General features: G+C 45.1%; 15 protein-coding genes. 10 read left to right on the top strand and 5 right to left on the bottom strand.

Features of this window, described 5'->3' with window-relative positions:
* The first annotated feature begins 2 nt into the window (after nucleotides 1-2).
* The 6 genes from ACYCS5_RS07075 to ACYCS5_RS07050 all read left to right on the top strand — a co-directional run bounded on the left by ACYCS5_RS07075 (nucleotide 3) and on the right by ACYCS5_RS07050 (nucleotide 5,322).
* Nucleotides 3-872, top strand: a complete 870-nt coding sequence (locus tag ACYCS5_RS07075) for a CheR family methyltransferase (protein WP_029517171.1) — start codon at nucleotides 3-5, stop codon at nucleotides 870-872.
* A gap of 19 nt (nucleotides 873-891) precedes the next feature.
* A complete protein-coding gene (locus ACYCS5_RS07070; protein ID WP_459760992.1) occupies nucleotides 892-2,562 on the top strand; it encodes a response regulator in 1,671 nt (556 codons plus the stop codon).
* Between the two features lie 99 nt (nucleotides 2,563-2,661).
* Nucleotides 2,662-3,000 carry an STAS domain-containing protein gene (locus tag ACYCS5_RS07065; protein WP_023990272.1) on the top strand — a complete coding sequence of 113 codons (339 nt, stop codon included), beginning with the start codon at nucleotides 2,662-2,664 and terminating at the stop codon, nucleotides 2,998-3,000.
* 18 nt (nucleotides 3,001-3,018) lie between these two features.
* Nucleotides 3,019-3,471 carry an anti-sigma B factor RsbW gene (rsbW, locus tag ACYCS5_RS07060; RefSeq protein ID WP_013311930.1) on the top strand — a complete coding sequence of 151 codons (453 nt, stop codon included), beginning with the start codon at nucleotides 3,019-3,021 and terminating at the stop codon, nucleotides 3,469-3,471.
* The gene (locus tag ACYCS5_RS07055; RefSeq protein WP_013311929.1) at nucleotides 3,468-4,241 is read left to right on the top strand and encodes a sigma-70 family RNA polymerase sigma factor; all 774 of its coding nucleotides are present in this window, start codon (nucleotides 3,468-3,470) and stop codon (nucleotides 4,239-4,241) included. The genes rsbW and ACYCS5_RS07055 overlap by 4 nt, the downstream gene beginning before the upstream one ends.
* 121 nt (nucleotides 4,242-4,362) lie before the next feature.
* The gene (locus ACYCS5_RS07050; RefSeq protein ID WP_029517173.1) at nucleotides 4,363-5,322 is read left to right on the top strand and encodes a magnesium transporter CorA family protein; all 960 of its coding nucleotides are present in this window, start codon (nucleotides 4,363-4,365) and stop codon (nucleotides 5,320-5,322) included.
* Nucleotides 5,323-5,436: 114 nt separating this feature from the next.
* Here the strand turns inward: ACYCS5_RS07050 and ACYCS5_RS07045 are convergent, their stop codons facing one another.
* The 4 genes from ACYCS5_RS07045 to ACYCS5_RS07030 form a co-directional block, all read right to left on the bottom strand.
* Nucleotides 5,437-5,913, bottom strand: coding sequence for a DUF5665 domain-containing protein (locus tag ACYCS5_RS07045; protein WP_049816975.1), 477 nt, complete (start codon nucleotides 5,911-5,913; stop codon nucleotides 5,437-5,439).
* 95 nt (nucleotides 5,914-6,008) lie between these two features.
* Nucleotides 6,009-6,410, bottom strand: a complete 402-nt coding sequence (locus tag ACYCS5_RS07040) for a YtxH domain-containing protein (protein WP_029517175.1) — start codon at nucleotides 6,408-6,410, stop codon at nucleotides 6,009-6,011.
* 41 nt (nucleotides 6,411-6,451) lie between these two features.
* Nucleotides 6,452-6,709 (bottom strand): GlsB/YeaQ/YmgE family stress response membrane protein, encoded by a 258-nt coding sequence (locus tag ACYCS5_RS07035; RefSeq protein ID WP_013311925.1) that lies wholly within the window; start codon nucleotides 6,707-6,709, stop codon nucleotides 6,452-6,454.
* Nucleotides 6,710-6,844: 135 nt separating this feature from the next.
* Nucleotides 6,845-7,549 carry a phosphatase PAP2 family protein gene (locus ACYCS5_RS07030; protein ID WP_069011993.1) on the bottom strand — a complete coding sequence of 235 codons (705 nt, stop codon included), beginning with the start codon at nucleotides 7,547-7,549 and terminating at the stop codon, nucleotides 6,845-6,847.
* A 231-nt stretch (nucleotides 7,550-7,780) separates the two neighbouring features.
* Here ACYCS5_RS07030 and ACYCS5_RS07025 point away from each other — a divergent pair, with 231 nt between their 5' ends.
* Together ACYCS5_RS07025 and ACYCS5_RS07020 are read left to right on the top strand one after the other, a co-directional pair.
* Nucleotides 7,781-8,500, top strand: a complete 720-nt coding sequence (locus ACYCS5_RS07025) for a pirin family protein (protein ID WP_459760991.1) — start codon at nucleotides 7,781-7,783, stop codon at nucleotides 8,498-8,500.
* 7 nt (nucleotides 8,501-8,507) lie between these two features.
* Nucleotides 8,508-8,633 (top strand): hypothetical protein, encoded by a 126-nt coding sequence (locus tag ACYCS5_RS07020; RefSeq protein ID WP_268988508.1) that lies wholly within the window; start codon nucleotides 8,508-8,510, stop codon nucleotides 8,631-8,633.
* Nucleotides 8,634-8,692: 59 nt separating this feature from the next.
* Here ACYCS5_RS07020 and ACYCS5_RS07015 read toward each other — a convergent pair whose 3' ends face one another.
* Nucleotides 8,693-8,920, bottom strand: coding sequence for a DUF1128 domain-containing protein (locus tag ACYCS5_RS07015; RefSeq protein WP_029517178.1), 228 nt, complete (start codon nucleotides 8,918-8,920; stop codon nucleotides 8,693-8,695).
* 120 nt (nucleotides 8,921-9,040) lie between these two features.
* Between ACYCS5_RS07015 and yyaC the strand changes: the two genes are divergently transcribed.
* Both yyaC and ACYCS5_RS07005 read left to right on the top strand, forming a co-directional pair.
* Entirely contained in the window at nucleotides 9,041-9,631 is a 591-nt protein-coding gene (gene yyaC, locus ACYCS5_RS07010; protein ID WP_039273804.1) for a spore protease YyaC, read from the top strand.
* Nucleotides 9,632-9,719: 88 nt separating this feature from the next.
* Nucleotides 9,720-10,514, top strand: a complete 795-nt coding sequence (locus ACYCS5_RS07005) for an alpha/beta fold hydrolase (protein WP_165149399.1) — start codon at nucleotides 9,720-9,722, stop codon at nucleotides 10,512-10,514.
* Nucleotides 10,515-10,569: the final 55 nt, after the last annotated feature.

The following is a 10,569-nucleotide window of genomic DNA, read 5'->3' as shown; positions in this document are numbered from 1 at the left end:
TTATGACATCTAAGGATATGGCGGATAATGCTGCTAATGAAGTGAAATCGAATGATGCTGAGCGGGAATTGATTGAGATTGAGCTGTTGCTGGAAGGTATACATCGGCTGTACGGCTACGATTTTCGTAACTACGCTCTGCCTTCGATTAAGCGGCGTGTTTATTATCATGCGCAGTCCGAGAATGTAAGCACGATATCAGGACTTCAGGAGAAGGTGCTGCATGATCGCAGCGCCTTCGATAGGCTGGTACAGAGCCTTTCCATTCCGGTGACCGAGATGTTCCGTGACCCGGAGCTGTTTCTGAATTTTAGACAGAAAATCATTCCTATTTTGCGAACGTATCCGTACATTCGAATCTGGCATGCAGGTTGCTCCACGGGTGAGGAAGTATATTCTATGGCGATCTTGCTGCATGAGGAAGGCTTATATGATAAGGCCCGCATTTATGCGACGGATATGAATAACCTGTCTTTACAGCAGGCGAAGGAAGGCGTATATGGGATCGACCGAATGAAGCTGTATACCAAAAATTATTTGGAGTCCGGGGGCACACAATCGTTCTCTGAATATTATACAGCCAAGTATGATTCAGTGATGTTTCATCCTTTTTTACGGAAAAATATTATTTTTGCGGAGCACAACTTAGCGACAGACCGGTCCTTTAACGAGTTCAATGTTATTTTTTGCCGGAATGTCATGATCTATTTTAACGACGAACTTCGCAACCATGTACATGGGTTGTTTTATGATAGCTTGAGTCATTTTGGCGTGTTGGTGCTTGGGGCCAAGGAATCCATACATTTTACCGATTATAGTGATTCCTACGAGCCGCTGGACCGGATAGAAAAAATATACCGGAAGATTAAATAGAGATGCTTAGGAGGATTCCATGGGGCTTCATGAACCGATTCATATATTGCTGGTAGATGACAGACCTGAGAACCTGCTCGCTCTTGAGGCGGTGCTGGAGAGTGAACAATATAATCTGGTAAAGGCCACATCCGGGGAAGAAGCGCTGCGATGTCTATTAAAAGATGAATTTGCACTCGTAGTCCTGGATGTGCAGATGCCGGGTATGGATGGTATTGAGACCGCAAAGCTAATCAAGGCCAGAGAGAAAACGAAGGATATTCCGATTATCTTCATTTCAGCTAACAGCAAGGAAGCGGAGCATTTATTTGCGGGATATTCAGCAGGCGGTATTGATTATATGGTTAAGCCGTTCATCCCTCAAATTCTCAAGTCCAAAATTGAAGGTTTCGTGCAAATGTATCTGACAAACAAGCGTTTGAAGACACAGTCCCATCTGCTTCATCAGAAGACCCGGCAGCTGGAGAAGATGAACAGCGAACTGATTGCCGCCAAGGAGGCAGCGGAGATTGCTGCCAATGCCAAAACGGAATTTCTGGCGATGATGAGCCATGAGATCCGCACACCTATGAACGGCGTCATTGGAATGATTGATTTGCTGATGGAGACGGAGCTGCAAAGCGACCAACAGGAATATGCCGATATCATCCGTCGTAGTGCAGATGCACTGGTAGCAGTCATTAATGATATTCTGGACTTCACTAAGCTGGAGTCAGGCAAAATGGAGGTAGAGGAATATCCTTTTGATCTGGTTTCCTGTATCAAGGAAGTTTTCAGCCTATTTACGGTAGAAGTGAACCGAAAGAACTTGGAACTGGTTTATTTTCTCGATGAACAGATGCCTCCTGTGTTATATGGAGATATGGGAAGATTGCGTCAAGTACTGATTAACCTTATATCCAATGCTGTCAAATTTACAGACCGGGGCGGGGTGTATGTTTTCGCATCTGTCAAAGAGCAAAGCGATAATGGACTTACCGTTGAGTTTTCTGTGAAGGATACAGGCATTGGTATTGATCCGGCTAAGGTTGGAAGGTTGTTTCAGCCCTTTTCCCAACTGGATTCTTCAATGACACGTAAATATGGTGGAACCGGGTTAGGACTCGCCATTTGTAAAACCTTAGTGAATATGATGGGCGGAGATATCCGTGTAGATACGAGCGGAGAACAGGGCGTGACGTTTCATTTCACAATGAAGCTTGGCTTTGCTCAGGAAAATGAACTGGAGGGAGAGTCCAGCCACGATTGGGAAATTCCACATCAGGAATCTCCAAGTCGTAGACCTGTACTGGTCGTTGATGATCATCCGATTAACCAGAAGCTGATGGTTAATATACTGGATAAGCTCGGTCTGGCTTCAGATGTGGCAGCAGATGGACAGCAGGCGCTTGATATGGTCACGGCTAATCAGGACTATGACTATATCTTTATGGACTTGCAGATGCCTGTGATGGACGGTCTGGAGTGTACGGGTAGAGTGCGTGAACAATTGGCGGGAAGATCGCAACCTGCCATTATCGCCATGACGGCTAATGTGATGGAGGGTATTCAGCCTCGATGTATTGAAGCGGGGATGAACGATTATATTAGTAAGCCCGTTAAAATCAGCAGTGTAAAACAGGCATTGCTACGGCATTCTCCGGACCATTTTCCAATGCAACCGGGTAAAGATCAGATCAATGAAGCTTAGATGGTGGCATTTGGTAGTGTTTAAAAAGTTATACCGTGATTCAAACGCTCGTATAATGGGTTAGTATGTAGGGAAATCTTTTTTTGGGAGAGTAGGCCTATGAATACAAATAAAAATGAGAAGTTTAATGCAATTACGGAAACAACCGATGGCGTAAATACCGTTTATCTGAGTGGAGAGTTGGATCTTTCGGTAGCACCTGATTTTCGTCTGGTGATGGAGCCTTTGGTGGGGGAATCCAGCCAAGATTTGATTATTAACTTGAGAGACCTTAAATACATTGACAGCACAGGTATTGGAATCTTGTTATCCATTTTAAAAGCAAGGCATGGGATGGAGTCTCGCTTTGCTGTTCAAGAGGTACCGCCTCAAATTCAAAAGCTATTTGATATGACTGGTATTGCCAAATTCTTTGTCCCCCAGGAGAATTCCCAATAGGAAAGGAAAGAAAAAGAAATGAACGCTCAAATTCAAAAAGTAGTTCTTAATTTGCCGGCAACTGCTGACTTTGTTGATATTGTAAGATTAAATTTATACGGTATTGCCGCGAAAATGGGATTCTCTTATGAGGATATTGAAGACATGAAAGTGGCTGTATCGGAAGCCTGTAATAACTCTGTCCTTTATGCATATGGTCATGAGGGGGGAGTCGTGGAAGTGACATTCGAATTTGATGAAGTTTCGCTGTCCATTCGTGTCAAAGATGAAGGGGAGAGCTTTGAACGCGTGGAGGACCCGTCCCGTATCGCATCCTTGCATGACAAGGAGTTGAATGATGCACAGATAGGCGGATTAGGCTTTTATCTCATGCAGGCGCTTATGGACGATGTCCATATCTTGAATGAGACAGGAAAAGGCACCGAAGTGGTGCTGGTAAAGCGCTTGACCAGAAGTGAGGAAAGAGTATGAATGAAAAGGTAACTCCCCCGGAGTCGATGGATGAAGCCGTTGGTCTAATCTGGGAGTACCAGCAAACCAAGGATAACGAGATTGCTACCGTGCTGATCCGCAAGTATGAGCCGATGGTCAAGATGGCTGCCGGGAAAATCTCCCGTAACCGTCCGGACTTATACGAGGATTTATATCAGACCGGTCAGATGGCTTTGATACGTCTGCTTCAGCAATACGATATCAGCTTGGGTATCCCATTTGAACCGTACGCTATGAAAAGTATGCTGGGACATATGAAAAATTATTTGCGCGACAAATCCTGGTACATCCAGGTTCCTCGCCGCATTAAGGAAAAGGGTGCGCTTGTTCAACATGCTATTGATGAACTGACCGTTAAGTTGGAACGCTCACCCAATGTGGACGAGATTGCGACCTATTTGGATCTAACCGTGGAAGAAACGATCGAGGTGCTTGCTGGTCGTGAGTGCTATCACTATGTTTCACTGGACTCGCCTTTATCCCAGGAAGAGAGTGCAGCTACGTTAGGCGAGCTCATTAGCTCGGATGCTAACGATTATGACACTGTGGAAAAACGAATGGATTTGCAGCAGGCTTTAAGCCAACTGAAGGAGCAGGAACAGAAGGTGCTTCTTCTGGCATTTCAGGACGGTCAATCTCAACGTGCGATTGCCCAGACGTTGGGCGTATCACAGATGAGCGTTTCCCGTATTCAGAAGCGGGCTACGGAAAAGCTGAAGCAGATTATGTCTAATTCCTCTATTTCATGAGAAAAACGCGGAATTCTTGGTTTAACATATTTGATGTCACATCGTAAGGACACGTTATTCCGATTTGGGGAAACGTGTCCTTTTTATAAAGCGAAAAAGGTTGGGAGGAAGGTTGGAATCCATGACAGCATTTGAACAGATTTCTTCCTTTCGTGGAGGATGGGAATGGTGGGACATCAGTGCTGGGAATTGGCAAGATTCGGTCATACAGCACTTGAAGGAGAAGCTCCCAGAAGCCGCAGAATGGCTGGACAAGGTAGAGGACATTCCATCCAGCTTTATATCTGTGCGCTTTCCAGATGGCAATCAGCCCTTAATGTACGGGTCGCTGATCTACTCCGTTCAAGAGGAAATCGATAGTCAACGCAATTGCAACAAGTTTTATTTTCTGGTTCTAAACCAGAAGTTGGTGACGTTAAATTTGGATCAAAATACCCGTGAAATTATGCACACCGCGGAACGCCAAAAAATGCTGGAACAGTGTGAGGATGCAGCTGACGGCATGTTTGTATTGGCGAGAGCCGTGCTTCATTATTTTCATACAGGTATGGATAAGTTCGAGATCAACCTGAGAAGACTGGAAGAGGACATGGAGAAAAGAAATGCCCGTACACTGATGGATTCTATATTGAATGCACGTTTCGAGCTGTTGTATTGGAGCAATATGTTCATTCCTTTTTCAGAGCTGGTAACGGCTTCTCGGGAGGCATATTTGGATAAACTGGAGGAGAATCGCTTTTTTAAGCAGTTACTTTACCGTGTGACTCGGATGGAAGGACTTTTCCTGCATTATGAAAAGGAAATCGACACCCTGATCTCTATTGACGAGGCCATTTCCGCTTTTAGGGGCAATGAGATTACGAAGACGCTCACCATTGTGACCGCCGTTTTTACACCTGCCACTGTAGTGGGGGCCATTTGGGGCATGAACTTTGAAAATCTGCCTTGGATTAAAACAGGCTGGGGTTTTACCGCCGTGATTATTGCCACATTGCTAAGTATGGCGGGAATGTACGGCTGGCTGATGATGAAGGGGTGGACAGGTGACTTATTGAAAACTAACAAGCGCAACAAATTGTAGCGGCTGATTACGGCTGTTATAATTTACAAATAAAAAACGATCCATCGTAACAGGAGGCTCTTTGGGGAGTCTATATCGGTTACGATGGATCGTTTTTAAATGAGATAGGGACAATTACTTAGTACCTTGGCTCATTTTGATATATCCTAATAATTCGGCGATGAAATCTCCGATGACCGGAAGATTTAACTGTACCAGGAAACTGAGCAACCAAGCGAGCAAGGCGAGTATGACCACTGTACCCAGCGTAAGGCCGAGACCACGTGCAATCCCTGCAGTCAGATTGCTCATAATTCTTCTTTTCGTGCTGGAGTAGTTCTCTATAATATCTTTGAATTCTGCTTTTTCCAATGTATCTGCGATTTGATCTAGGCGTTTGTTAAGCCGCTTGACCTCATGGCGAAGTTCAAAAGGATGCTCATTTACATCAAAGTCTCTCTCCGGATCATGTGTTTTAACATGATGATGAGTAGAAGAGGTCTGCTTGGATGAAATCTCATCTGGCTGATCTTGAGCCTGGAGGGGGTGAAAGGTTCTCTTGTTGTTCCGAGCAAGATCATCTCCATAGGAGTTTGGTTTGTTCATTGTCATCCCAGCCTTTCTATCATTTAAAAACAGCCAGCTTCTTGCATGCTGGCTGTTCAGTGTTTGGATATTATTTTGGTTGTAATCGGAATGTGTTCCTATTAGGAATTTGCATTTAATTGTTTTTGAGTGTCCTTGGCTGCTTGAGCGGTTGCATCCATAACTTCTTTATCCGCTTTGGCCGCTTCATTAGCGACATCGGCAGAAGCTTTGGTTACGCTGGATACGATGTTGTCTTTACTCTCGGATACCGTTTTGGCTACATCTGCTGTTTTAGTGGAAACGGTTTTGGCCAAATCTGTCGCTTTGCTGCTAACTACAGATGCGACATCCTTCGTTTTATCGGAGACAACAGTCATTTTTTCGGACAGATCACTACGTAAATCGCGACCCGGCTTTGGAGCGAACAGCAGGGCTGCCGCAGCACCAATCAAACCTCCAATGAATAAACCCTTTGCAAAACCTGAAGTGCTTGCCATATTTTGATTGTCAATGTTACTCATGATATATCACTCCTTTTATAGAATAAAAATATATATAAATGTTAGGTAGCCCTTCTCAATAGCCTGGACACAAGTCCGAGCAAGAATACGAACAATGCGGTTCCAAGTATGGCTGGAATGACTGCAAAATCTCCGATGACCGGGCCCCAGTCTCCCAACAGCATGACACCTAGCCAAGCTCCTACAAATCCAGCAATCATAGAGCCTGCAATGCCGCCAGGCATTTCATGTCCAGCTAGTGCATCGCCAATCAATCCGATAATAATGGCCATTACAATACTTAGTACAATTCCCCACACAAGGATCGCCTCCCTTATCCTAAGTTCACAAACGATAACGTTTTTGATAAATGCTGAGCTTCGATATTGCTGTGCCTTGCTTACTTCGTATATAAACGTCATGACCCGGAGTGAAACAAAAAGCCGAATCGGACGTTATGGGCGGGGGGGAGAAGAAAGTTGCATTTTCGCTCGCCAATAGATCATAGGAACGGTAAACGCCAGCCAAATGATGCCTGCAATATAACCACCCACAATATCTGTAGGAAAGTGAACTCCTAAATATATACGGCTTAGTCCAATCAATATAATGAGCAGTGCACCAAGAACGCACGGGAGGAAGAGCGAACGCTCACGAATCTTTCGTTCTATAGCCCAGATGGCAAATATCATGCCGTAAAATCCCATGGAAATCATCGCATGACCGCTGGGAAAACTGTAGCCCCCGGCTTCAACCAAATGTTGAAGTGACGGGCGTTCCCGTTGCAGAATTTCTTTAATGAGCGTATTCAGCACCCACATCGCCGTAAAGCTGCTTAGGATCGCAAAGGAATAAGCTTTTGAACGAAGAAAGACCCAGCATAAGGTAGCAGCACCGAGGGCGATAATTAACGACATGCTGAATGAACCGAAAGACGTAATGAATATAGCGATGGTTAGCAATTGGTCATGAGTAGCTGCTGTGTCTGGAAAAATAGCATCCTGTATACGCTCATCCCAATATAGAAAAGGAGCCGTGCCAATCCATTGCACAGAGTAGGCGATGAGAAGCATCACAGCGATCATGATAATAGATGCATACAGACTACGACGCAAATAGCTTGGTAGGAACCGGGATGGTTGGGGTTTATGGGATAGCATATGTAATAAATCTCCTCCTTATGGCTGTAATAGATTTAATTTTTCGTACTATTAACTTAACTAATAATGAACTTAAGAGCAAAACTCGACGGAGACGACAGGCTGATTGAGGCATTTAAGCCCGGGGTAAAGGGATCGTATCACAGTGTTTGTAATGCCAGGGCCGAAAGTGGAATAATCATCACGAAGCAAGGCTGCTTTACGGAACTGTAATCCATGGAGGTGTTAAGGATGATTAAAATAGTGACATCGGCAGAAAGACATACCTCAAATAAAGGATGGATTCATAGTGAGTTTAGCTTTTCATTTGCCGATTATGAAGATCCGAGCAATGCCCATTTTGGTTGTATGCTAGCCCATAATGATAACAAACTTGAACCGCAGCAAGGCTTCAAAAGACATCCGCATCACGATTTGGAAATCGTCACTTATGTAATTGAAGGCCAATTGCATCATAGCGACAGCTTGGGACATGAGCAGGATTTAAAAAGCGGCTCGATTCAGGTTCTGAGTGCAGGCATCGGGATTGAACATGAAGAGCGAAATACTGGGGATGAAAGATCGGTTCGCTTTTTGCAAATGTGGTTTTTACCCGAGAGCCCTGGCATTCAGCCTTCTTATCAGGTGCAAAGATTCAAGCACAGTGAACACCTAAATCGGCTTCAGCCTGTTGTGTCTGGTTCAGAAGTGGAGGGAACGTTATCCATCGCGCAGGATATAAATCTGTATCTGAGCAGATTGGAAAAAGGCCAGCAGCTTGAATATCCGCAGCAAGAGGAGCGCCGCACCCACATTTATGTAGTTAGCGGTCATGTGGAAGTTACGTGCCAGGATGGAGATTTTCAGTTAGGGCCTGGTGATGCTGCACGAATTCAAAAAAGTTGTGCATTAAAGATACTAGCTACAGGTAATGAGGATATATCTGAACTGGTGTTAGCAGATTTACCTTGAAGCATCCTTGAGTGAAGAAGTGTATGAAAATGCGTATATGCAATCGAAAAATAAAGCTCGTATCCCCGTTGCGCGTCTGTTGAAGCGAGCGGAGGTACGAGCTTTATTTACGGTGACAGGGCCACTGGCATGAAGGCTGTTGCTCATGATGATAGGTTGTAATACAGCTAAGCTGTATTCCTATAGGCTGATTCAGGAGGACTTACGCAATCTACCCAGTTCAGAAACAATAGCTTCAACCTCGGAAATGCTCAGGTTAGGCTTGTTTATCACCATATCATAGACATCATGGATGTCCTCGTATTGCTCCAGCGAGAAAGCGGAAGCTTGCATAGCAGCACCACTCGCCATACGGAGCTTGGTTTTAATGCCCTCAATCATATACTCAATGTTGGCATGAGACGGTACAGACAAATCCATCGTTAATTTTCCATCCTTTCATAACAGGGGAAGTTGCCTGTATTGTATCATGTTTTTGTTGTAGAATGTACTGAAAGCCAGATTACCAATATACAACCGAATCAAGGAGGATGGGCAAAGTTGTCTTTGTATAATCGAGCTTCCGCACCCGGACGCTCGTCCTTAGAACATAATGTAAAGAAAACAGATCGAGATGGACTCGCGCCGTTTTTCCGAGAAATTCATCATCAGCATGCTATAGATAAGTTGACTTTTGTTTGTATCGGTACAGATCGCTCGTCGGGTGATTCACTGGGGCCACTGGTAGGCACCATGCTCAAGGAGCAAGGTTTTCCGCACGTGATTGGGACAATGTCGGAGCCCTGTGATGCGGATCATCTGGTTCCATACTTGGAGTGCATTCCCCAAGATCATCATGTGATCGCCATAGATGCTTGTCTTGGACAGCACGGCTCAACGGGAATGTTTCTTATTGCGTGTGAACCGCTAACTCCTGCGCGATCGGTAGGGCTGTCTCTGCCGTCTGTGGGTCATTATAGTGTTGCAGCGATTGTGAATGAGCGCAGTCCCAAACCCTATTGGACACTCCAAATGACTTCGCTTCACTTGGTCATGACAATGGCTGCGCATATTGCTAATGCGGCGGCTTGTGAATTTGGCTTAAAAACAGCTTCGCAAGATTTTCCAGAGGGTTACCGTTTCAGATATTGATCGTCTGCTTAATAATATACATCAGCATGTTCTACTCACTAATATATTCAGATCCAATAGATTATATACAGAGAAGGAAGGGTTCCACATGGAAAAGGTATTATGCGAAGGAACGACGATCTGCTATGCCGAACAGGGAAAAGGAGATCCGATCATTCTATTGCACGGATTTTGCGGAAGCTCCTCCTATTGGGATGAGGTTGTTCCCTTGCTGTCCCCAAGCTATCGTTGTATTGTTCCAGACTTGCGTGGACACGGACGCAGCGATGCTCCACTAGGAGCCTATACGATTGATCAAATGGCAGATGATATGCTTAAACTTCAAGAACAATTGGACATCCCTCAGGCTGCCTGGTTTGGTCACTCCCTAGGAGGCTATTTAGCCCTTTCGGCAGTGCAGAGACATGCAGAGCGCCTTACAGCCTTTGGACTGATTCATTCCACAGCTTATGCAGATACGGACGAAGGTAAAGAAAAGCGTAACAAGGCTGTATCTACCATCCAAACGGAGGGGATTACCAACTTTGTAGATGGACTCGTACCGGGACTGTTTGCTCCTGATCATGTGGAGTCGATGTCCAGCCAATTACTTAAAGTCAAAGAAATTGGCTACAAAACACCTCCGCAAGGAGCTGTAGGAGCATCATTGGCTATGCGCGAGCGTCCTGACCGACGGGATGTGTTGTCGGCTTCTGCCTTGCCAGCTCTTTTAGTAGCGGGGGAGCAGGATCAGGCGGTTCCTCCAGCGCGGACGTTTACAACAGATCGGGCCGGAGTAACTCAGGTTACCCTGCCGGAAGCAGGTCACATGAGCCTGTTTGAGGCACCGGAGCTATTAGCTAATGCTATCTTGGCGTTTTTGGAGCAAAACTTGAAAAAGTAGACTAAGGTAAGCCCAAAAACCGGAACCCTTTGATGTGATCGTCAGAAGGTTCCGG

Source organism: Paenibacillus sp. SEL3, assembly GCF_054602585.1.
This window is presented reverse-complemented; position numbering and strand designations above follow the sequence as displayed.